The sequence below is a fragment of the Nocardiopsis baichengensis YIM 90130 genome (genome assembly GCF_000341205.1).
Lineage (GTDB): Bacteria > Actinomycetota > Actinomycetes > Streptosporangiales > Streptosporangiaceae > Nocardiopsis_A > Nocardiopsis_A halophila.
The window spans coordinates 90,317-112,386 of sequence record NZ_ANAS01000011.1 but is presented as its reverse complement, the minus strand read 5'-3'; the positions used below and the strand labels follow the sequence as shown (position 1 = coordinate 112,386).

General features: G+C 73.3%; 17 protein-coding genes and 1 pseudogene. 8 read left to right on the top strand and 10 right to left on the bottom strand.

What is annotated here, in order from left to right:
* Window positions 1-53: 53 nt before the first annotated feature.
* Window positions 54-1,403 carry a DUF2254 domain-containing protein gene (locus C892_RS0110975; RefSeq protein WP_017557223.1) on the bottom strand — a complete coding sequence of 450 codons (1,350 nt, stop codon included), beginning with the start codon at window positions 1,401-1,403 and terminating at the stop codon, window positions 54-56.
* Between the two features lie 150 nt (window positions 1,404-1,553).
* Between C892_RS0110975 and C892_RS0110970 the strand changes: the two genes are divergently transcribed.
* Window positions 1,554-2,330, top strand: coding sequence for a DUF998 domain-containing protein (locus C892_RS0110970; protein WP_017557222.1), 777 nt, complete (start codon window positions 1,554-1,556; stop codon window positions 2,328-2,330).
* On the top strand, window positions 2,314-3,081 hold the full coding sequence (locus tag C892_RS0110965) for an alpha/beta fold hydrolase (protein ID WP_017557221.1): 768 nt from the start codon (window positions 2,314-2,316) through the stop codon (window positions 3,079-3,081). The genes C892_RS0110970 and C892_RS0110965 overlap by 17 nt, the downstream gene beginning before the upstream one ends.
* A gap of 127 nt (window positions 3,082-3,208) precedes the next feature.
* Here C892_RS0110965 and lysX read toward each other — a convergent pair whose 3' ends face one another.
* Window positions 3,209-6,460, bottom strand: a complete 3,252-nt coding sequence (lysX, locus tag C892_RS0110960; RefSeq protein ID WP_017557220.1) for a bifunctional lysylphosphatidylglycerol synthetase/lysine--tRNA ligase LysX — start codon at window positions 6,458-6,460, stop codon at window positions 3,209-3,211.
* A 160-nt stretch (window positions 6,461-6,620) separates the two neighbouring features.
* On the opposite strand from lysX, the pseudogene C892_RS32785 reads away from it, so the two are divergent.
* Window positions 6,621-6,821 (top strand): annotated as a pseudogene (locus C892_RS32785) (phosphotransferase); the annotation flags it as partial.
* A 344-nt stretch (window positions 6,822-7,165) separates the two neighbouring features.
* On the opposite strand, the gene C892_RS0110955 reads toward C892_RS32785, so the two are convergent.
* The 7 genes from C892_RS0110955 to dpgA all read right to left on the bottom strand — a co-directional run bounded on the left by C892_RS0110955 (window position 7,166) and on the right by dpgA (window position 15,830).
* Window positions 7,166-8,659 (bottom strand): tryptophan 7-halogenase, encoded by a 1,494-nt coding sequence (locus tag C892_RS0110955; RefSeq protein WP_017557219.1) that lies wholly within the window; start codon window positions 8,657-8,659, stop codon window positions 7,166-7,168.
* Between the two features lie 273 nt (window positions 8,660-8,932).
* Window positions 8,933-10,108, bottom strand: coding sequence for a cytochrome P450 (locus C892_RS0110950; RefSeq protein ID WP_017557218.1), 1,176 nt, complete (start codon window positions 10,106-10,108; stop codon window positions 8,933-8,935).
* A 148-nt stretch (window positions 10,109-10,256) separates the two neighbouring features.
* Complete coding sequence (locus C892_RS0110945) at window positions 10,257-11,267, bottom strand: methyltransferase (RefSeq protein ID WP_026124293.1); 1,011 nt, start codon at window positions 11,265-11,267, stop codon at window positions 10,257-10,259.
* Window positions 11,251-12,582: an aminotransferase-like domain-containing protein gene (locus C892_RS0110940; RefSeq protein WP_017557216.1), complete on the bottom strand. Its 1,332-nt coding sequence runs from the start codon at window positions 12,580-12,582 to the stop codon at window positions 11,251-11,253. Before C892_RS0110940 ends, C892_RS0110945 begins: the two co-directional genes overlap by 17 nt.
* Window positions 12,557-13,945 carry a (3,5-dihydroxyphenyl)acetyl-CoA 1,2-dioxygenase DpgC gene (gene dpgC, locus C892_RS0110935; protein WP_017557215.1) on the bottom strand — a complete coding sequence of 463 codons (1,389 nt, stop codon included), beginning with the start codon at window positions 13,943-13,945 and terminating at the stop codon, window positions 12,557-12,559. Before dpgC ends, C892_RS0110940 begins: the two co-directional genes overlap by 26 nt.
* Window positions 13,942-14,652: an enoyl-CoA-hydratase DpgB gene (dpgB, locus tag C892_RS0110930; protein ID WP_017557214.1), complete on the bottom strand. Its 711-nt coding sequence runs from the start codon at window positions 14,650-14,652 to the stop codon at window positions 13,942-13,944. Before dpgB ends, dpgC begins: the two co-directional genes overlap by 4 nt.
* Window positions 14,653-14,684: 32 nt before the next feature.
* Window positions 14,685-15,830, bottom strand: a complete 1,146-nt coding sequence (dpgA, locus tag C892_RS0110925) for a 3,5-dihydroxyphenylacetyl-CoA synthase DpgA (protein WP_338040840.1) — start codon at window positions 15,828-15,830, stop codon at window positions 14,685-14,687.
* Window positions 15,831-15,899: 69 nt separating this feature from the next.
* On the opposite strand from dpgA, the gene dpgD reads away from it, so the two are divergent.
* Window positions 15,900-16,733: an enoyl-CoA-hydratase DpgD gene (gene dpgD, locus C892_RS0110920; protein ID WP_083932530.1), complete on the top strand. Its 834-nt coding sequence runs from the start codon at window positions 15,900-15,902 to the stop codon at window positions 16,731-16,733.
* A gap of 33 nt (window positions 16,734-16,766) precedes the next feature.
* On the opposite strand, the gene C892_RS0110915 is transcribed toward dpgD, so the two are convergent.
* Window positions 16,767-17,906 carry an inosamine-phosphate amidinotransferase gene (locus C892_RS0110915; RefSeq protein WP_017557212.1) on the bottom strand — a complete coding sequence of 380 codons (1,140 nt, stop codon included), beginning with the start codon at window positions 17,904-17,906 and terminating at the stop codon, window positions 16,767-16,769.
* 307 nt (window positions 17,907-18,213) lie between these two features.
* Here C892_RS0110915 and C892_RS0110910 point away from each other — a divergent pair, with 307 nt between their 5' ends.
* From C892_RS0110910 to C892_RS0110895, 4 genes are all read left to right on the top strand, one after another.
* A complete protein-coding gene (locus tag C892_RS0110910; protein WP_017557211.1) occupies window positions 18,214-18,516 on the top strand; it encodes a thiovarsolin family RiPP in 303 nt (100 codons plus the stop codon).
* 145 nt (window positions 18,517-18,661) lie between these two features.
* On the top strand, window positions 18,662-20,011 hold the full coding sequence (locus C892_RS0110905; protein WP_017557210.1) for a YcaO-like family protein: 1,350 nt from the start codon (window positions 18,662-18,664) through the stop codon (window positions 20,009-20,011).
* A gap of 53 nt (window positions 20,012-20,064) precedes the next feature.
* Window positions 20,065-20,760 (top strand): TfuA-like protein, encoded by a 696-nt coding sequence (locus C892_RS0110900; RefSeq protein ID WP_017557209.1) that lies wholly within the window; start codon window positions 20,065-20,067, stop codon window positions 20,758-20,760.
* A 75-nt stretch (window positions 20,761-20,835) separates the two neighbouring features.
* Window positions 20,836-22,047, top strand: coding sequence for an MFS transporter (locus C892_RS0110895; protein WP_017557208.1), 1,212 nt, complete (start codon window positions 20,836-20,838; stop codon window positions 22,045-22,047).
* The last annotated feature ends 23 nt before the right edge of the window (window positions 22,048-22,070 follow it).

Sequence of the window (22,070 nt, the reverse complement as noted above, 5' to 3'; positions counted from 1 at the left end):
GGGGCCCCGCCGACCGGTCCCCGGCACGGGTCCGGTCGGCGGGCGCGGGCCGCTCAGCGTCCCGCGTCCGCCGCGCCCCCTGCGCGCGCGTTGCCGCCCAGCCCTTGGTGGTCCGGCGTCAGCGCGAACTCCACCACCTCCTGGGACAGGCTGCGCACACACGTCCTGCGCAGCTCATCGCGCACCCGGCGGAGCGCGGCCTGGCGCTCTTCGGGGGCGGCCTCCTCGATGTCGTCGAAGGCGGCCATCAGCCGCCGGCTCACCTGCGGCTGGCCCCCGCTGTTCACCACGAGCTCGGTGAAGGCCAGATCGACCAGAGGCTCCCACTGCGGGAGCGGGATCGCCACGCGTGCGGTCCCCTTGCGGTCGCGCAGGGTCCGCTCTCCTTGGGGGACCACGGCGAACGCCTCCACCAGGAGCTGGAGCCGGTCGATGCACTGGACCGCCGTCGTGGGGTCGTTGATCCCCGGTGAGAGCGCGCGGACCCCGATGTCGGCCAGCTGGCGCAGACCGAAGGCGGGGTCCTGGAACGTCGACCGCTCGGCCCCGGTGCGCACCGCCTTGGCCGCCCGGTCCAGCCTGCGGGGCTCCCGGGAGGCGTGCACCTCCAGGACCGGGGTGCCCGGCGCCACATAGTCGCCGATGTCGGGGACCACCCGGACGAAGGCGTCGTTGCGGGCGGCCCAGCGCATCAGGCGCGCAGTGTCGATACGGACGAGGACGCCAGAATCGGCACGCGACCGGACGACGGTGCAGGACTCTCCCAGCGGGGCCACCTTCGACCGCCTGGGCACGGGTCCGGTGGCCCGCGGCAGCGCCCGGATCTGCCTCAGCGTCTCGCGGCCCACGCGGTCCAGGACCGTCGTCGGACGCATCAGCTTGACCGTGCCGTCCACGAAGTACACGAACGCCACCAGGCTCGCCCCGACCAGCAGAAGCGCCGCGGCGGTGGAGAACACCGGCAGGAAGGGCACGTCGCCCTCATCGTCCCCGAGCAGGCCCCCGGCGTAGCGGACCAGCAGCGTGAAGACGAAGGTGCCCAGGAAGACCGCCAGTGTCACCTTGGCGGTCCAGCCCCGGGTGAACAGGTACATGACCCGCGGACTGAGCTGGCCGGAGGCCATCTGCAGGGCGACCAGGGTGATGCTGAAGACCACGCCCAGCACGGTGAGCGTGGCCGGGCCCGCCGTCTGCAGCACCGCGTTGCCGCTCTCGACCAGGGACTCCAGTGCGGAGCGCAGCTCCTCCAGGTCGGCGCTGGCCGCCAGGAACCAGGTCACCACCTGGTCGATCAGCACGGTCAGCGCGGCCAGCGGCAGGGCGGCGGCCATGCCCAGCAGCGGAACGAGCACGAAGGACTCGCGGATCCGCTCGCCGCGCTCGCGCCCCGCCGGATCGCGCACACGTCCGCCGCTCCCCGGCACCGCAGCCTCCCCGCCCGATCGGTGACGCCGTCACGCTACCTCCGCGAGCTGCGAGGACACCGGATCCGGGGCCGGACGGGCGTGCCGCCCAGAGGACGCGGCGGGCTGCAAGGATGGAGGCCTGAAAAGATGGAGGAGCACCGAACGCCGCGGACCCCGGCCCCGGACGGGGCCGGCGCGGCGGCCGGGGCCGACAGGACCGCCTGGCCACGAGCACGGATCGAGGAGAGCACGATGGGGCGCCGCGTCGTCTTCGCCGCATCGGCGGTCGCCGCGGGCGTGCTCTACTCCTCGTTCTGGTGGGAGGCGGCCCTTCCCACCGGCCTGGACCCCGGTGCGGCCTATGTGAGCGAGCTCTTCGCCCGCGACCAGCCCTTCCGCCCGCTGTTCGCCTCCGCCGAGGCGGCCGCCGGGCTGCTCGCGGCCGCCGCCGGCGCCGTGGGAGCGCTCGCTTGGGCGGCGGGGCGGGACCGCGGGCGCACCGGCCCCCTGACGGCCGGCGCGGCCGGGTGGGCGGCGCTGGTGCTGTTCGGGCTGCTGACGGCCGCCGACGCCCTGGTGCCCATGGACTGCGCGGTGACGGCGGACCCGGCGTGCGCGCTCGCCGAGGCCGAGGGGCGGCTGTCGGCGGCGCACACGGTCCACACGGTGACCAGCAGCGCCGCCGTCGCGGCCGGCCTGGCGGCGATGGCCGCGCTGGCCGTGGCGCTGCCGCGCCGCGCCCGGCGGCCGGGCCGTCTGCGGGCCGTGCTCGCCGTGCCCGCCGCCGCCCAGCTCGCGGCCACGGGCGTGCTCCTGTGGCTCATCGCCGCGGGCGCGGACGTCGGAGCGGCCCAGCGCGTGCAGGTCTCGGTGTTCTCCGTCTGGCTGATCGCACTGGGGGTGGCCCATGGCCCTGACGACTGACACCGTCGTCTGCGTTCCGGGCCTGGGCGGCGCCGCCTTCGACTGGGACGGCGTCGTCCGGCTCCTGCACGACGACTACGCGCTGGTGCGCTACGAGCGCAACGGCCTGCACCCGACCCTGCGCGGCGAGGCCGACCGGCTGGCGGAGGCCGCGGCCGGCCTGCCCGTGGTGGTGGCGGCCCACTCGGTGGCGGCCTTCCATGCCGAGGCGTTCGCACGGCTGTACCCGGACCTGGTGTGCGGCCTGGTCCTCGTCGACCCGAGCAACGAGCCGCGTCCGCCGCGCCCGTCCCGCGCCAAGGAGGCCCTCGTGCGCGCGGCCGGCCGGGTGCTGGCGCCGTTCGCCCCGCTGGTGGGCCCGCCGCTGCGCCGCGCGGTGGTGGGGCGGCAGAGCGCCTCGGGGCGCGATGTGGGCCCCCGGGAGGGGATCCGCGAGCGCTACGGGGACCCGCGCACGCTGCGCGCGGCCGCCGCGGAGCTGGCCGCCTACGACCGGATGGCGGCCGACCTGGCGGCGCTGCGGCGCGCGAGGCCGTTCCCCGACGTCGGGCTGACCGTGCTCAGCGCGCCCGCCGCGCCGGAGTGGCGGCGCCGCCACGAGGCGCTGGCGCGGATGAGCCCGCAGGGCCGCCGCATCGAGGTGCGTCCGGCCGGCCACATGCTCCACGTGGACTTCCCCGAGGTGGTGGCCGAGGCCGCCGACGAGCTGGCCCAGGGGCTGGGCCGTGAGCGGAGCCTGGGCGGACGCTGAGGCCGGGCGGCGGACCCGCTCGCCCGACCGCGCCGACCTGCTGAGAACCTCAGATGTGCCGCGCAGAAGCACTGTGCAGGAGAGGACTACTGGGCAGGAGCGCTTCGGACGTCGACGGGCCGCGCTCTCAGGGATCGATGGGGCGCACCGGCGGGAAGGCGATGGTGTCGCGGATCGTCCTGCCCGTCAGGGTGATGAGCAGGCGGTCGATGCCCATCCCCAGACCGCCCGCGGGCGGCATGCCGTACTCCATGGCCTGTAGGAAGTCCTCGTCCAGGCGCATCGCCTCGGGGTCGCCGCCCGCGGCCAGCAGGGACTGGGCGGTCAGCCGCTGGCGCTGTTCCACAGGGTCGTTCAGCTCGGTGTACCCGGTGCCCAGCTCCAGGCCGAACACGATCAGGTCCCACTTCTCGGCGAGGCGGGGATCGCCGCGGTGCCCCCGCGCCAGGGGCGAGGTCTCCGTCGGGTAGTCCCGTACGAACGTGGGGGCGACCAGTTCCTCCTCCACCAGCGCCTCGAACATCTCCTGTACGAGGCGCCCCTGCCCCCATTCGGGGCGCGGCGCCACACCGTGCGCCTCGGCCAGGGTGCGCACGCGCTCCAAGGGCGTGTCGGTGGTGACCTCGTGTCCCACGGCCTCCGACACCGCGCCGTAGACCGTCACCTCCCTCCACGGCTCGGCCAGGTCGTACTCGATGCCGTCCCTCTCCACGACGGTGGTGCCCAGGGCCGCGCGCGCGGCGGAGACCACCAGATCGCGGATGAGCGCGGCGACGGTGTCGTAGTCCCCATAGGGCTCATAGGCCTCGAGCATCGTGAACTCAGGATTGTGCCGAGGGGAGGTCCCCTCGTTGCGGAAGTTGCGGTTCAGCTCGAACACCTTGCCCGCGCCGCCCACCAGCAGCCGTTTGAGGTAGAGCTCAGGGGCGATGCGCAGGTACATGTCGGCGTCGACGGCGTTCATATGCGTGACGAAGGGACGGGCGGCGGCGCCTCCGTGCACCGGCTGGAGCATGGGCGTCTCCACCTCCAGGAAGCCGCGCTCCCGCAGGGCGTCGCGGACGGCGGCCACCGCGTCGCCGCGCATGCGCAGCATCCGCCGGGCCCGCGGGTCGACGATCAGGTCGAGGTGGCGGCGCCGCGCCCGCGCCGCGGCGTCCCGGGTGCGCGGCGGCGGCCGCAGGCACTTGGCGGTCATCGTCCAGGAGCCGGCGGCCACCGTGAGCTCCCCGGCGCGGGTGGCGACCACCTCGCCCTCCACGACCACCTGGTCGCCCAGGTCCACCAGGCGCTTCCAGCCGCCGAAGTCCCCGGCGGCGTCCCGGGCGAGCATCACCTGCACGTCGCCGGTGGCGTCCCGCAGCACCGCGAAGCCCACACCGCCGTGGTCGCGGACCGCCACCACGCGTCCGGCGACGGCGGCCGCACGGCCGGTGGCGGTTCCGGGCGCGAGCCCGGCGAACTCCGCGGCCAGCCCGGCGGCGGTGTCGGTGGGGGCGAATCCGACCGGGTAGGGGTCGCGGCCCTGCGCGCGCAGGGCGTCGAGTTTGGCGTGGCGCACCCGCTCCTGCTCGGAGAGGCGGCGGCGGGGCAGGCGCTCGGCGTCGGCCTCGCGCTCGATCCGGGCGATGCCCTCCAGGAGCGCCGGGGAGGGCCCCTTGGCCCGCGCACGGGGTGCGCGCAGGTCGGGCAGGAACCCCTCGGCGCGCGCGGCGGCGACGGCCACCGAGGCCAGGTCCCCCGGGCGGCGGTAGCAGACGAGGCGGGGGACCCATTCGGGCCGGTACTTGGCGTTGGCCTGGTACAGCGACTCCAGCTGCCAGAAGCGGGAGGCCAGGCTCAGCACCCGGTAGGCCGCCCGCAGCACGGGGCCGGCGCCGATGCGCGCCCCGCGCTCGAAGATCCCGCGCAGCACGGCGAAGTTGAGCGACAGGCGCCGCACGCCCAGCGATCCGGCGTCCTCGGCCAGGGCCGCCACCATGAACTCGTTGACGCCGTTCTCGGCGCCCGGGTCGCGGCGCATCAGGTCGAGCGACAGGCCGGACCTGCCCCAGGGCACGAAGCCGAGCATGCCCCGCAGCCGCCCGTCGGGGCCGAAGGCCTCCACCACGGCGCAGGCGCCGTCGCGGGGGTCGCCCAGGCGCCCCAGCGCCATGGAGAAGCCGCGCTCGGTCTCGCCGTCGCGCCACCGGTCGGCCAGCACGATCAGGTCGGCCATCTCGTCGGCGGGGATGTCCCGGCACCGGCGCACCCGCGCGGTGTACCCGGCCCGGCGCACCCGTCGCACCGCCTGGCGCACCGGCCGCATGCCGCGCCCGTCCAGGGTGAAGGACGCCAGGTCCAGGACGGCCTCGTCGCCCAGTTCGAGCACGTTCAGCCCCTCGCGGCCGTAAGCGGCCGCCGCGCGCTCACCGGCGCCGAGCACCCCGGGCGTCCAGGCGTGGGCGCGGCAGCGCTCCAGCCAGGAGCGGATCGCCTCGGGCCAGGCCCCGGGGTCGCCGATCGGGTCCCCCGCGGCCAGGCAGACCGGTCCCACCCGGCGGTAGGCGATGGCGGCGCGGCCGCTCGGCGCGGTGGCGGTCTCCTTGTCGTCGCGCAGGGCGAAGTAGCCCAGTGAGTCGTCCTCGCCGTAGCGCGCGAGGAGGCGGCGGGCTTCGAGCTCCTGGTCGGCGGAGAGTCCGCCGCCGGCGCGCGCGGGCCGGAACAGGGCCCACACGGTGACGAGGAGCAGGCCGCTGCCGAGGACGCCCAGGAGGAGATCGACCCAGGCGGGCACGGAGACGCCCAGCGCCTCGCCGGTGATCCGCGGTCCGAAGACGGTCTGAAGCAGCGAATAGGCCACGTCCTGCCAGACCGGGCCGGCGGCGCCCGTGTCGTTCCCGGCGACGACCGTGCCGCCCAGTCCGACCAGGACGAGGAGGCAGGCGGTGAACACGGCCGCGGCGAGCTTGCGGTCGGCCGGGTCGGGCAGCGCGGGGAACTCGCGGCGGGCCGCGACCAGCCAGGCGATCTGGGCGACCACCAGGACCGACGGGACCGCCAGGAGGGCCACGACGTCCGGCCACCCGACCAGGCGGCGCTCGTCGGGGGTGAGGCTGAGCAGGATGACCAGGAACAGGGCGGTGCGCGCCAGCACCACGCCGAGGACGGCGAGCATGATGCGCCGCGCGGAGCGCTTGCGGCGGCGCAGGCCGACCGAGAGCAGCAGCATCAGCGCGGCGAACGGAAGGCTCGGCCACCACCCCAGCGCATAGACGACGCCGAACCGGTCGACCCGGACGAGCCAATCGTCGATCGAACCCGAGAACCAGGCCAGCAGCGAGAGCACCGCGACAATGCGCGCATACCAGCTGAAGAAGGCGGGAGCCGCCTTGATCATGTGTTCCCCCCTAGCGGCGCACGCCCCTTCCGCGCTGCGCACATCGGGAAACAGTAAACGAGTTGCGAGGCCGGAAACGCCCTCCCGTGCGGCGTGCGCCGGGAGCGGACGGGAACGCACGGAATTCCTGACCGGAGATTTCCCGTCCTTTTAAGGGCGTTTGACGTCGCACCTCACCGGATCCGCTGGTTCGGCAGAGGCGCGAAGCGCTGCGGCCCGGCCGCCCTCCCCTTCAGAAATTGCGCCTGAAGAGCCGCACGCTTTCGTCCACCGCGACTACCACCCCGGCCGGGCGCTGCGGTCGGACGGCAGGCTCAGCGGGATCGTCGACGGGACGACGGCGTGCCGGGGGCCGCGTGCGATCGACCTGGCGCGCCGCCCCTCCGAACCCCGACGAACGGAGAAGCGGGCGTTGAACGACGATTCCGCCGGCTCCGTGCGGTGCCGCTCCCCCGCGATCGGCCTGGACGGGGATCGCGGAGCGGCGATCGGCAGTGGCGGTTCCCCCCTCGGTGGACGGAGGGGGGCGGGACGGCCCACAGCCCGCCCACCCCGCCCCGGCGGTGTCGACGCTGATGCCCTCGGCGGCGGGTCCGCGCCGCTCCGCCTCGGCGATGCGGGCGTCGTCCCCGATCAGCGGTATGCGCACGGCGGCATGCTGTGCGTGCCCTGTGCCGCCCCACGAGCCGTGGTCCCGCGCACGCCTCAGGCCTGCGGCTCGGCCCAGCTCAGGCCGTCGGCGGAGGGGACCAGCCCTCCCTCGACGAGCGGCGCCTCCTCCGTGCCGGGGCCGGCGACCCCGCGGCGCTGGATGCTGTTCATCTCCTGCATCACCTCGCTCACCACGGGCGTGCCGAAGAGGTTGTTCATCCGCTCCCCGCTCCGGGTCTGCGCCGGGCCGGTGCGGGCGACGGCCTCGGCCAGGTCGGCCGAGGAGGAGGCGAACTTCTCGGCCACCGATCCGGCGTCCACCAGCGCGCGCTCACCGGAGAAGGCCCCGCCGACCAGGGTCGTGAAGGCCTCCATGGAGGTGAGGTTCTCGGCGCCGGTGACCTTGCGGGCCTTCCAGAAGTAGGAGTCCTCCTGCTGGTCCATGTCGTAGAAGGCCGAGAGGAACTCGTAGAAGACGGCGTACTCGCGCCGGTAGCGCGCCTCGAACTCGCCGAAGGCGCGGGCCTCGTCCATGCCGTCGGCCAGGACGGCGTTGACGGACCGGGCCGCCAGCAGGCCGCCGTAGGTCGCCAGGTGCACGCCGGTGGAGAAGACCGGGTCGATGAAGCACGCGGCGTCGCCGACCAGGGCCATGCCGGGGGCCCAGAAGCGGGAGTTGGCGTAGGAGTAGTCCTTGCGCACGCGGACCTCGCCGTAGGTCCCCTCGGTCACCCGGGTGGCCCCGGCCAGGTAGTCGCGCACGATGGCGCACCGGTCGATGGAGGCGAGCAGGGTGCCCTCGCGGTCGGCCTGGATGCGGGCGGCCTGGTCCCGGTGGAGCACGGCTCCGACGCTGGTGAGGGTGTCGCTGAGCGGGATGTACCAGAGCCAGCCCTCGTCGAAGGCGGCGCACAGGATGTTGCCGCGGTCGGGGCCCGGGAGCCGTTCGCCGCCCTCGAAGTACCCGAAGACCGCGAGGTTGCGGAAGAACTCGGAGTAGTGGCGCTCGCCGCCGACGGCGCGGCTGAGGCGCCCGGTGCTGCCGGAGGCGTCCAGCACGTAGCGTGCGGAGATCTCGCGCTTGGCGCCGTCGGGGCCGGTGTAGCGCACGCCGGTCACCCGGTCGGCGGCGCGCACGGCCTCCAGGGCGGTGGACTCCTCGCGGACGTCCACCCCGCGGCGGGCGGCGTTCTTGAGCAGGATGTCGTCGAAGGTCATCCGGTCGACCTGGTAGGCGTAGGAGGTCGGCCCGGAGAGCTGCGGCGAGAGCGCGAACAGGAAGTTCCACGGCTCGGAGCCGGTGCCCCAGCGGAAGCTGCCGCCGCGCTTCAGCTGGAAGCCCGCGGCCTCGATGTCGTCGGACACCCCGAGCAGCCGGCACACCCCGTGCACGGTGGCCGGGAGCAGCGATTCGCCGATCTGGTAGCGCGGGAAGCGCTCGCGCTCCAGCAGGGCCACCCGGTGGCCCTGCTCGGCGATGAGGGTGGCGGCCGTGGAACCGGCGGGGCCGCCGCCGACCACGACGACGTCGAATTCCTCGACGGGCATGCTGGGTCCTCGTCTCATGGAGGGGTGTGGGGAAGCCACGCACGGACGGCGCACAGCGCACGGGGGCACGCACGACGGCGCCCATGCTTAAGGTAAACCTTACCTAAGTAGCGCCCCCAGTTTTGAAGGCGGACCGCCCCGTGTCAAGACCCGGCCGCGGACTCCCGTCCCACCCGCGGCGCCGCCCTTCCCGTGACCGGGGCCCACCGGACGCGGACGGACGCGGGCGGCCTCGGAGGACCCCGCCGCGGAGGCCTCCCGGCACCGGCCGGTTCACCAGGTCACCGGAAGCCGGTGCACCCCGTAGAAACCGGAGTCGACCGCCAGCGGGACCTCCTCGAGCGGAACCGCCGACCGGAGCCCGGGGAAGCGCCGGAACAGGGCCGCGTAACCGATCTGCAGTTCGGCCCTGGCCAAGTGTTGGCCGAGGCACAGATGGACGCCATGCCCGAACGCCAGGTGCTTCCGCACCGGCCTGCCGAGGTCGAGTTCGTCCGGGCGGTCGTAGGCCTCCGGGTCCCGGTTCGCGACGGGCAGGGAGATCGTCACGTTCTCACCGGCACGGACGACCCGCCCCTCGACCTCGACGTCGACCACCGGCGTCCTGGGGACTCCGAACTGGAAAATGGTGAGGTACCTGAGGAGTTCCTCCGCCGCGTTCTCAGGGGCGCCTTGCCCCCTGATCAGGGCGTCGCGCTGTTCGGGGTGGTGGAGCAGGGCGAGGGACCCCAGGGACAGCATGCTGGACACCGTCTCGTGCCCGGCGGTGAACAGGAACACCCCGGTCCCGGTGATCTCCTCATCCGACAGGTCGCTCGCGACCAGCTCGCTCAGCAGGTCGTCGCCGGGGCGGCGCCGCTTGAGGCGGACCAGTTCCCCCAAGTGGCCGGTGAGCGCCCGCATGGCCTCCGCGCTCTCCTGAGCGCTCACCTCCAGACTGAACAGGGTGGCACTGTTGCGCTGCACCTCCGCGCGCTCAGAACGGGGGACACCGAGGATCTCGCAGATGACCAGGGACGGCACGGGCAGGGCGAACCCCGCCACCAGGTCGGCCGGTGGACCGGCGCGCGCCATCGCGTCGAGGTGCTCGTCGGCGACGCGCCCGATCCACGGGCGAAGCGTGTTGACCCGGCGGGCGGTGAACCGGCCGGCCAGCAGCCTCCGGTAGCGGGCGTGCTCCGGCGGATCCATGTCGACGAACCATCCCGGCAGCGCGGGCCTGCCCAGGAAGACATCCGCCCCCGGCCGGGGAACGGGGACCCGCTTGTGCTCGGAACGCGCACTGAAACGGGGATCGGCCAGCAGCGCCCGCCCCAGGGCGTGGCCGGTGACGAGCCAGCCGAGATGCCCGTCGGGGTAGACGAGCCGGCGCAGCGCCGCCGCCCGCCCCGCGGCGAGCAGCCCGGGCGGCGGGTCGAAGGGGCCGTCCCTGCGGGTCGGAAGCGCCATCGCCTCCGGCCCGCAGGGGCGCCAACGGGCGGGCGCGCCCTCCCCTGCGGCGCTGCCCCTCGCGTCGTCGTTCATGTTCCTCCCCTCCATCCCTCCGTCTCCCGGTCCCGGTCGGCTCAGGGAGCTCCGGCGGCGCCCCGGCCGCCGGTCACCGGCGTGCGGCGCACTCCACGACCGCGTTGGCCCCCGCGGCGTGGACCGCGACGGCCGCGAGGCCGGCGCTCGCGGCGAGCTCGCCGATCTCGTCGCGGTCGCGCTCCCGCCCGCCGAAATAGGCGGCCATCCGCAGGTCCGCCTCGGTGCTCGGCGCCCGGCCGTCGGGACCGAGCTTCTCGATGACGAAGACCCGGCCCCGCGAGCCCGCCGCCTCCGCGCAGCGCCGAAGGATCGCCCGTGCGTCGCCGTCCCCCCAGTTGTGGAGGACGGCCGACAGCAGGTACCCGCCGGCCCCCGCCGGCAGCGGTTCGAAGAAGCTTCCGGCCACCGCCTCGCCCCGGTCCCGCAGCCCGGCCGCGGCCAGCCCCCGGCGCGCCTCTTCAACGCCGCCGGGCAGGTCCACGACGGCGCCCCGCAGCCCCGGGTACGCACGGAGCAGCGCGATGAGCAGCGTCGCGTTCCCGCCGCCGACGTCGACGACACGCCCCAGGGAGCCCCAGTCGTACGCGGAGACGATGGCGGGGGCGTCCTGCCCCACCGCCGTTCCCATCCGGTGGTGGAAGGAGGCCGCCAGCGCCGGGTCCGCGTCCAGATGCCTCCAGAACGGCCGACCGTGGTAGCGGTCGAACGCCGGACCGCCCGTCCGGACGGCGTGGAGCAGCTCCGTCAGGGACAGGTCGGCACTCCCCTCCGCGCCTTCGAGGTCCAGCCTGGCCCGCGCCCCGGAGGGGTGGTCCGCCCGCAGCACCTCGCCGACCGGGGTCAGCGAGTAGCGCCCTTCCCCGTCCCGGTGCAGCACGCCCGCGGTGCACAGGTGGCGCAGCAGGCGGTCCAGCGTCCCGGTGTCGGCGCCGGCGGCCCGTGCGGCCTCGGCGGCGGTGAGGGCCCCTCCGCCGAGGCGGTCGGCCAGGCGCAGGGTCGCCGCCACCCGGACCGCCATCGGTGTGGCCAGGCTCGCCAGAGCGTTCAGCTCGGCCTCGGCCCGTTCAGCGTTCACCGGCACCGCCCCCTCCGCGCCCTGAGGCCGCGTGGCGGACGAGCCCGGCGAGACGGGCGACCCCCTCGTCGATCCCCTCCGGGTCGAGGTAGCTGCAGGACAGGCGCAGTTCGTTCGCCCCGCCGCCGCCGATGTGGAACGGCGCCATCGGCGTCCACAGCACACCGAACTTCGACGCCGACAGCTCCAGCAGCTCGGCGCCGGCCTCCACCGGCAGCCGCATCAGGACGAAGAACCCGCCCGGCGGACGGTTCCAGCGCACCCCCGGCGGCGGCTCGCCCCCGGGTGCCAGCCGGCGGTCCAACGCCTCCAGCAGGTGGGCGAGGTTGCGCCGGTACAGGGCGGCCTTCCGCCGGCCCATCGCGTCGAGCGACCCGCCGTGCTCCAGCAGCATCCCTCCGATGACGGCCTGGGAGACGGGGGAGGTGTTGACCGTCGTCATGCTCTTGACCGCGGTGATGGCGTCGCTGAGCAAGGACCGTTCTCCGCCGCCGGAGCGCACCTCCTGGTCGGCGACGACGAATCCGACCCGGGCCCCGGGCATGCAGACCTTCGCGAAGGTGCCGATCAGGATCACCCGCCCGCCCCCGTCGAGCGCCTTGAGCGGTGGGAGCTCCTGCCCCGGCGGTGCTGTGAACGCGTAGGCGTTGTCCTCCAGGATGAGGAAGTCCTCTGCTTCCGCCAGGTCGAGCAGGCGTCTGCGGTGGGAGAGGTCCAGAAGGTTTCCCGACGGGTTGGAGAAGTCCGGGGCCGCGTAGAGCGCACGGATCCGCTTCCCGCGCCCTCTGGCCTCTCGGCACGCCGCCGCCAAGCGGTCGAGGTCGATGCCGTCCTCGGTCTCGGAGACCGGAACGATGCCGATGTCCAGGAGGCGGGCCGCCCCCGCGATCCCGACGAAGCACGGGTCGGCCACGGCCAGCACGTCGCGTCCCGGGCGGAACAGGGTACGCAGGGTGAGCAGCATGGCCTCCTGCGCGCCGACGGTGATGACCAGCGCTTCGGGCGGGACATCGACGTGGCCGGCCGCTCGCAGGGCGTCGGCGACGATGTCGTTGATCAGCCCGCGCGCCGGACCGTACTCGGTGAGGAGCCTGCGCGCCCGTTCCCGGTCCACGCCGCGGACGGAGCGGACGTGGTCCAGGAAGCGGTCGACGCAGGCGGCGATGTCCGCACCCCCGACCGGGGCGAGCTGCGGGGCTCCCGGCGCCAGGGACACCGCGTCCGGGTACCGGTCCATGATCTCGTTCAGGAAGTTGATGGACCCCAGGACCGGATGGTGCAGGGACCCGTGCAGGTCAGCCCCGTCGATCAGCACCGTCACCCGCCCCCTTCCGCGCCCGGCCGCTGCGCGACCACGCCGCTGCGACCTTGTCCAGGACGTCCTTGCTGTAGAGCCGGGACGCCTGGACGGCGGCGAACTCGGACAGGTACTCCCGGAGCCGGTCCGGCGGCTCCTCCGCGAGGGCGAGCATCCTCCGGTTCTCCACCACCGCCGGGGCGTCCAGCTCCTCGGCCGCCCGCTCCACGGCGCCCTCGACGGCGTCGGCGTCCACGACCTCGTCGCACACCAGGCCGGCCTCCGGGTCCGTGGCCCGGATCCTCTGCCCCGAGAGGATGATCCGCCGCGCCAGCCGGCTCCCCGTGAACCGGCCCAGGCGCAGACCCGCCACGCCCGGAACGATCCCCTCCTGGGCGGCCGGAAGGCTGAAGTAGGCGTCCTTCTCGGCGATGACGCGGTCGAAGAGCAGGAGCAGCTGCATGCCGCCGCCGATCGCGAACGCGTCCACCGCGGCGACCCAGGGCTTGTGCACCGCCTGCCGGGTGAGGCCGTCCGCGTCCGGCTCCGGGTGCAGCCCGTGCATCAGCTTGCCCAGGCACCCCATCTCCCTGCGCAGCAGGAAGTCGACGAAGGAGATCCTGCCGCCGTGCAGGTCCGACAGGTTGATGCCGGCGCTGAAGACGCGCCGTCCCCGGTAGCGCGGGTGGGTCATCACGCCTCCGCGGACGACGCCCACGCCGGTCCCGTCGTCCATGAGCACCAGGTCGACGGCGGTCTCCAGGTCATCGACCAGCCGGTCGTCCTCGGCGTTCAGGCAGTGCTCGTTGCAGAGCGTCAGATGGGCCGCCCGCCCGCTCCGCCTCAGCCGTACGGTCGGCAGGTCGAGCCGTCCCGACCGCCGGAAGTCCGGGAGCAGGCGCTCCGCACGCGGGGAGGGCGCCAGCATCGACTCCATGAGGCGGGGGCCGGCGTCCGGCGACCGCAGCAGGCCCCGGAAGAAGACGCCCTGGTCGATCTCGCGGCCCTCCTTGTCCTCCTGGACGTGCCGCCGCTCCGCGCCGAGCTGCTCCCGGGTCGGCACCAGGCCGGGGAACGCCTCGGCGGCGGCGAAGGCGAGGTCGGACAGCCGCTCCCTCCGCTCCCCGCCCCGGGTCAGAGCCTCGTACACCCCGTCGGCGTGCAGGCCGATGAACCGGCCCCGCAGCGCGCGGCACGCCCCCAGGACGCGGTCGGCGGTGCGCTGCCGTCCCCGGTCGCGGTCCCGCCGTTCGGGCAGCGCCGCGAGCAGCTCCTCACCCGCGCGGACGAACCCCGCCAGTGCCGCGGCATCGTCGGCGAGTGCGCCCTTCTGCGCGGGCATGGCCGCGCGCCAGTCCTCGACCCGCGCGGCGATCGGTGCCGTCATGGACGCGCCCCCTCCGGCTCGGCGCCGCCCAACCGGCGCAGCTCCCGGTCGCACGCGGCCAGGTGGGCGCCGAGGGCCTCCTCGAAGCCCGTGGTCGGGGCCTCCATGAGCAGCTGGCGCCGGACCGCGAGCTCCGGGCCGGCGATGCGGCCGAGCAGCAGGGCCGCCGCCCGCACCGAGTCGGCGACCTGCGCGGCCACGTCGTCGACCAGCCCCAGCTCGCCGGCGCGGTCGGCGGTGATCCCGTCGGCCCACAGCACCAGTTGCCGCGTCCGCGCCGCCCCCACCTGGTGGACCAGCCGGTGCACCGCCATGCCGGGCCAGAACTGGCCCTCATTGACGGGCATCAGCAGCCGCATGTCCGTGCTCCCGATCCGGTAGTCGCTCGCCAGGAGGAGGTCGAGCGCGGGGCCGCCGCAGGTCCCGCGGATCACCCCGATGACCACCGCGTCGAGGCGCTCCAGCCGCCGCACGGCCTTCTCCCAGCGGCCGACCTCCCGGATCTCCACCTTCCCGGGCCAGGAGCGGCCGTCCGGTGAGGTGGGGCCGGGCCACAGGACGACGACCGCCGGCCCGGAGGCCTCCTCGACGCGGTCGCACACCCCGTTCAGCGCCGCGGTGAGCTCGGCGAGCGGGCGCGTGCCGTCGACCTCCAGCGTGAACTCGAACTCCTCGTCGATCTCGTGCATGTCACTGCGCGCGTTCATGCCCTGCGCTCCTCTCCTCTCCCTCGGTGCCGCTACCACCGCAGCAGCGCCGTCTCGATCGTCGATCCCGGGCCCATCGTCATCAGCACCCCGTGGTCCCCCGGGACCGCCGCCCCCTCGGCGAGCAGGCGTTCGTAGGAGAAGAGGAACGATCCGCTGGACAGGTTCCCGCAGTCCCGGAGCACACCGGTGGTGTGCCGCAGGTCGTGCCGGGTGAGCCGGAGATTGACGCGCAATGCGTCGATGACCTTCTTGCCTCCCGAGTGCACGATCCAGTGCGCGATGTCGGAGCGGCGCAGTCCCGCGTCCGCGAGGAGGCGCCGCACCGGCTCCGCGGCGTGCGCCCCCACGACATAGGGGATGTCCGGATCGAGGGAGAAGCTGAACCGGCCGTGGGTCTCGTCCCAGTCGTAGCGCATGGCTTCGGAGGCCTCGGGGACGATCTCGCTGGCGAACCCGAGGAGGGCGGGCGCGCCCCCTCGGGCCCCGTCCCCTGCGGTCCCTCCCCCGGCGGGCTCGGCGCCGGCCTGGACCGCGACCGCCGCCGCACCGTCGCCGAACAGGCTGTTCACGACCGACGTGCGCATCGTCCCGTCGAAGACGTAGGCGGCGGAGCAGGCTTCGATGCAGACCATGAGCGCGAGCGCCCCGGGGCGGGCCCCGGACCACCCCGCCACCGCTCCCAGGGCGTTGAGCCCCGCGTTGCACCCCATGCCCACGACGTCCAGGCGCGAAGTGGCGGTGGGGATCCCCATCTCCTTGATCAGCAGCGCGCTGAACCCCGGCGTGATGAACCCCGTCGAGGAGACGCAGCACAGGTACCGGACGTCCGAGACGTCCGCGCCCGCCCGCTTCAAGCACGCCCGGATCGCGGAGGCCCCCATGGACAGGCCGCTGTCCACATGTCTGCGCAGGAGGTCCCCCTGCGTCTCCTGCACCATTCCCCCGCTCGGGGATTTCGGAGGCAGGGTCAGGTGGCGCCGGTCGATCGCGCTGTTCAGGAACACCGACCTGATCCGGGGCTCCTCGATCCCGAAGATCTCCAGCAGTTCGTGCTGTGTATAGGAATGCGGAGGCAGAGCGGTACCGACCGCGGTGATCCGCGGGTGCGATTCGGGCGTTCCAGCGCCGGAACACCCTCCCGCGCCCTCCGTATCCGGAGCTCGGACGCCTCTCATCAGTCTTTTCGCCCTCCCCTCTCATCAAGGGACTACCTGGAGAAGACCGCCGTTGATAACTTGGGCCCCATGAGCTCTCCCGCGGCGGAAACGGAAACAGCCGGCCAGGGGCCCAGAGTCCGATACGAGAAACACGGCCGCGTCGCACGCATAACCCTCGACCGCCCCCACGTGCTGAACGCCATGGACACCCGCATGCACGAAGAACTCGCGGAGGTCTGGGACGACTTCGAAGCCGACGACGATATCTGGGTCGGTGTCCTCTCCGGCGCCGGGGAGCGCGCCTTCTCGGTCGGGCAGGACCTCAAGGAGCGCGCCGCGCAGATCCGGTCGGGAGAAGCGGAGCCCACCACGTTCGGCAGCCGGGGGCGTCCGGGGTGGCCGCGGCTGACCGAACGCTTCGATATGGTCAAACCCCTCATCGCCGAAGTGCGGGGATACGCCCTGGGAGGCGGGTTCGAACTCGCTCTGGCCTGCGACATCGTCGTGGCGTCCGAGGACGCCGAGTTCGCCCTTCCCGAAGCACGGCGCGGACTCGTTCCCGGAGCGGGGGGCGTCTTCCGGCTGTCCCGGCAGATCCCCTTCACGACCGCCATGGGGTACCTGATGACGGGGCGCCGGATGACGGCCGCGCGCGCGTACGAGCTCGGGCTGGTCAACGAGGTGGTACCGCCGGGGGACCTCCGCGCCTGCGCCGACGGCTGGGTCCGGGACGTCCTGCGCTGCTCGCCCCTCTCCGTCCGCTCCATCAAGGAGGCCGCCGCGAAGTCGGCCGGCATGTCGGTGGAACAGGCCTTCGCCACCCGGTACGCGTGGGAGGAGAAGCGCATGCGCAGCCGGGACGCCGAGGAGGGGCCGCTCGCGTTCGCGGAGCAGCGCCCGCCCGAGTGGCGGGGGTACTGAGGCCGGCGGTCCGGCCGGACGCCACACCCCATCTCAGCCGTAGAGGTAGTCCTCGGGCCCGCCCTCCCGGACCGTGTCGAGGGTGAAGCAGTGGAAGCCCCCGCCGAACAGCCGCCGGTGGCGGTGCCGGACGGGAACGGCGGTGAACCCGTGCCGTTCCAGGGTCCGCGCCAGGTCCGGGCACGCTTCGTTGACCAGGACCGTCTCCGGGTCCACCGACAGCACGTTGAGGTCGATGAACGGGGTGGTGAGCACGAGGTCGTCGTCCTCGTAGCGCGGGAAGGCGTCCTCGCCGGGTGCGGGCGCCACGATCCTGTCCCACCTGCGCAGCGGCTCGGGGAGGTACTCGGCCACCTCCTCCGAGCGCACCAGGAGGGTGCCCGGGCGCAGGGCCAGCACCATGCTGTCGATGTGGCTGTCGCTGAGGCGGTGGACCCGGTGGATCCGGAAGCGCCCTTCGAGGTGGCGCTCCAGCCAGTCGACCGCCATGGCGTGGTTGGCGGTCGAGATGTTGGCGACCACATCGCGCCCCAGGCGCAGGCACTGGGCCCCGTCGAACATGATCTCGAAGCCGACGTCGTAGGGGGAGGGCTCCCGGCCGGCGACCGGCTCCATCGGGCCGCCGGCCGCGTTGTCCGCGTACGAGGGGTCGAAGGAGGCGTCGGTCATCAGCGGCCGGGGCATCACCGTCCAGCGCGCGCCGCGGCGGAAGTAGTCGGCGAAGATCCCGGTGAGGAACTGGGTCTCGAAGTAGCGGGACCGGATCATCGGCGAGGTCTCGATGATCTCGTCGCCCAGGACGAGCGCGATGTCGCGGACGTTGAGCGGCGGCACGACGGCGGCCGACCACGCGGGCGTGCTCACCTCGGCGGTCGACTCGTGCACGTCGATCGGGCGCAGGACCTTGACCGAGAGCGACTCCAGCGTCTTGGCGATCCCTTCGAGGTCCTCGTTGAGCTCGTCGACGTAGCGCTGCTTGATCGGCGAGCGGCCGGGCCTGCGCCCGCCGCCGTCGCGCGCAGGGGACAGCCGGGGGTAATACCACTCCGACTTCAGGTGCTCGTGAAAGAAGAGTTCAAAGGAGAGTTCACGCTCATGGGAGGTGTAATTGGCGGCCGAACCGACGACGACTTCTTTGAGCGGAGACCATTCGTCGAAACTGCTCAGCAGCATTCCCGCCTCCTTCGAAACCAGGGCATTCAGCGAAATTACAAGAGGCGCTCAAACGCGTCAACCCCACAAAGAAGCAATCATTCGAACCGGCCTCCTGCAGCAGGTCCGGCGACCGGACAGTCTTTCCTCACTCAAGGGCTACTGCCATGCAGCCCGAGCGCCGGGTAGCGTCGGCCCCGCCGTGCGGAATCAACGGATGCCCACCGGAGAGCGGTCGACGCCCGTCCACTCTCCGATGCATTTTCATTCTGCGCTTTTCAGCACTCCGGATCGGAATGACCACGGAGGATTCCAAAGGAGACTCGACATGTCTGAAAAGGTTTCCCGGCCCTGCGGGGATCTGAACGGCCTCGCCGAGCTGGGGCCCGACCGGCTGCAGTCGTTCCTGGAGGCGCGGGCCGGCACGGCCGTCCGCGGCGCGGGCGACTCGTTCTTCACCGCGCCGAGGGCCCAGACGGTCCGCGGCGTCGGCGACTCGTTCTTCGCCGCACCGAAGGCCCAGACGGTCCGCGGCGTCGGCGACTCGTTCTTCGCCGCACCGAAGGCCCAGACGGTCCGCGGCGTCGGCGACTCGTTCTTCGCCGCACCGAAGGCCCAGACGGTCCGCTAGCACGCCCGCTCTCAGTGGCAGTCGCCTGAGAGGAGGCACGCGGGTCCCCCGCCACACGGGGACCAGTGAGCGCGCCCGAGGGGGCGTTCATCCGTCTCCCTTGGGCGTTCCGCGACGTCCGCCCCCCATTCGCCGACGAGGGCCCATGGAACTGCGTTCGCACGTGAAGAAGACGTCCGGGCCGGGTGTGCACCGGGAGATCGCCGCAGAGGAGACCTGGCAGAACATCGCACCTCATCTGCGGCGCGCGGGGATCACCCGCCTGGCCGACATCACCGGGCTCGACTACATAGGGATCCCCGTCTACAGCGCGATCATCCCCCGCTCCAACGACAGCATCTCGGTTTACAGCGGGAAGGGGTTCCGTCCGGTCGACGCGAGGATCAGCGCGGCGATGGAGGCGATCGAGCGCTTCTCCGCCTGGCTGCCGCTGCGGCCCGACCTCGTCTCCTCCTATGACGAACTCGCCGCGGCCGGCAGGAACGTTCTGCACCCCGGGGACTGCAACCTGGAACTCACCCGGGACTACCGCGACGACGGGCCGATCTCCTGGGTCCGGGGCTGGGACCTGCTCAACGAGGAGTCGGTCCTCGTTCCGCAGGACGGGGCCGCCTACCAGGCGCGCCTGCACGAGCAGCCCTGCTACCGGATCACGACCACCAACGGGCTCGCGTCGGGGAACAGCATCGAAGAGGCGCTCTGCCATGCGCTGTGCGAGGTGATCGAGCGCGACTCGATGACCCTCGCCGAACTGGTCAGCAACTACCTGCCACAGGTGCTGGAACAGGACGGGCACCTGGGCGGTGCCACCGCCGGCGCGGTCGACCGCCTCCGCGGCCTGCACCCCCACGTCCGCCTCGACGGCCTCCCACCGCGTGCCCATCGCGCGGTGGAGCGGTTCACGGCGGCCGGCGTCGAGGTGCGCATCGCCGACATCACCTCGGATCTGGGGATCCCCGGCTTCTTCGCGGCCACGAGCGAGGACATCGGCGACCGCACCTCGCGGGGCCACGCAGGCTACGGCACCCACCCCGACGCCGAGGTCGCGCTGCTGCGCGCCCTGACCGAGTGCGCCCAGGCCCGGGCCGTCGACGTCCAGGCCATGCGCGAGGACATCAGCCTCCCCGGCTCCGAGGTGTCCAAGTACGAGATGCACGTGCGGCGCTCCTCCACGGTGGACAAGGGCTCGTGGGCCTGGCAGCCGGCGGACCGGACCGTCGGACTGGACGAGGTGGAGTCGCACCCCTCCGACGACGTCATGGAGGACGTGGCGCTGATGCTGTCGCGGCTGGAGTCGGCGGGGGCGGACCGGGTGATCGCGGTCGACCTGTCCCCTCCGCAGATACCGGTGGGCGTCGTCCGCGTCATCGTGCCGGTCCTGGAGTCCTGGGCGACGGACCAGGGCCGCATCGGCGCCCGGGGCGGGGAGGCGTGGCGCCGAGCCGTCCGGTCGCTGGCCGCCGAGGAGGAGGGGCACGCGACGGCCTCGGTCTGAGAAGCACCGGGGCGCCGTGCCGCGAGGCCGAATTTCCGATAGTTGGGGAGACCATGTACCCGGTCGTCTTCCTCGGTCCCAGTCTCGACCACAAATCCGCTTCCCGAGAGCTGGAGGCCGAATACCTGCCTCCGATCGCGCGCGGGGACATCGATTCCGTGATGGGCCGGGATGAGCCGCCATGCGCCATCGGGATCGTCGACGGTCGCTTCCTGAGCGACCTCTCGGTCTCCCCCAAGGAGGTGCTCAGGGCCGCGGACGCGGGCATAGCGGTCTACGGCTCCTCCAGCATGGGGGCGCTGCGGGCGGTGGAGTGCGCCCCGTTCGGTGTGGTCGGAGTGGGACGGATCTACGAGGCCTACGCCTCAGGGGAGATCGAGGCCGACGACGAAGTCGCCATCGTCTACGATCCCGAGAGCCTCCGCGCGCTCTCCACGCCCATGGTCGACTTCCGGTTCGCCCTCCAGGCCGGGGTCGAGCGGAACAGGATCGCCGACGACGTGGCCGAACGGTTCCTCGACGCGGCCAAGGCGATGCACTTCCCCCAGAGGACCACAGCGAACGTCCTGAGCGATCTGAGGGCCGAAATCGACGAGGATGCGGCCCGTGGGCTGGCCGAATACCTCGGGAATGAAGCGCCGGAGACCAAGCGGGACGACGCCGTCCGGCTCCTCAGAACGATGCGCGACGACCTGGGCCGCTCGACCGGGCGGCACGGCCCGGCCTCAGCGCACATGGCGCACGGCTGACCGAATGCGACCACTGAACGCACGCCGAAGGGCCCGTCTAGAAGTGAACCATCGGTGATCCACAAGTATCGAGAGTTGTTCCTCGTCCCCGGAGCGGCCGCATTCTCCCTCGCCGCGTTCGTCGGCCGGCTGCCCGTCGCCATGCTCGGGCTGGGGGTCGTCCTGCTGGTCTCGACGGTCTCCGGGTCCTATACGGCCGCCGGCACGGTCGCGGCCGCCACGATGGTCGGCTACGCGGTCGCCGCCCCGGTGGTGGGGCGGACGGTGGACCGGCACGGGCAGCGCCGGGTGCTGCTGGCGCTGGCCGCACTGCACTTCGTGGGCCTCGTGGCCCTGATGGCCGCGGCCGAGTACGGGGCGCCGCTCGCGGTGCTCTGCGCCGCGGGCGCCCTCGCCGGGCTCTCCCGCCCCTCGACGGGGACGATGGTGCGGACCCGGTGGGCGCACATCCTGCAGCGCGGGGACGGCCGGGCGGGCGAGGCGAAGGTGCAGACCGCCTTCTCGTTCGAGGCGATCGTCGACGAAGTCGCCTTCATCTCCGGCCCGGTCATCGTCACGGCACTGGCGACCGGCGTCCACCATCTCGCCGGTATCGCCGCCTGCCTGGTGATGACCGTCGGCGGCGCCACCGCCATGGCCCTGCAGAAGAACACCGAACCCCCCGCGCGGGGCGCACCCGGCGAACGCGGATCCGCCCTCGTGGTCCCGGGCATGGCGGTGATCGCGGTCGCGATGCTGTTCGCCGGGGCCATCGTCGGAGCGCTGGAACTCGCCGTGGTCGCGAAGACCGAGGCGTTCGGCTCCCAAGGCGCGACGGGTCCGCTCCTGGCGGTGCTGGCCGTCGGCAGCATGCTCGGCGGACTGTGGTACGGGGCGCGCTCGTGGGAGCTGCCTCCCGACCGACTGTGGATCCGGTGCCTCGCGGCCCAGGCGGTCGCCCTGGGGCTGCTGCCCTTGGCCGGCGGTATGTGGAGCCTGGCGGCGGCCATGTTCGTCGTCGGACTCACGGTCGCCCCCGTGGGCATCGCCGGCGTGGTCCTCATGGAGCGCCTGCTGCCCTCAAGGGTGCTGACCGAAGGGATCAGCATCGAGACCACGGCGATGGCGACCGGTGTCGCGGTCGGTGGATGGGCCGCCGGAGTCGTCACCGAGGAACTGGGCTCGGGCCGCGCCCTCGCGCTCCCGGCGGTGTGCGCGCTGGCCGCCCTGGGCGCGGCGGTGCTGGGAGCACGCCGGCTCGCCGTGGAGAACAGCTCCGAACCCGACGCGCCCTCCCGGACGGAGTGACCGAGCCTTCCTAACGAGTGGGG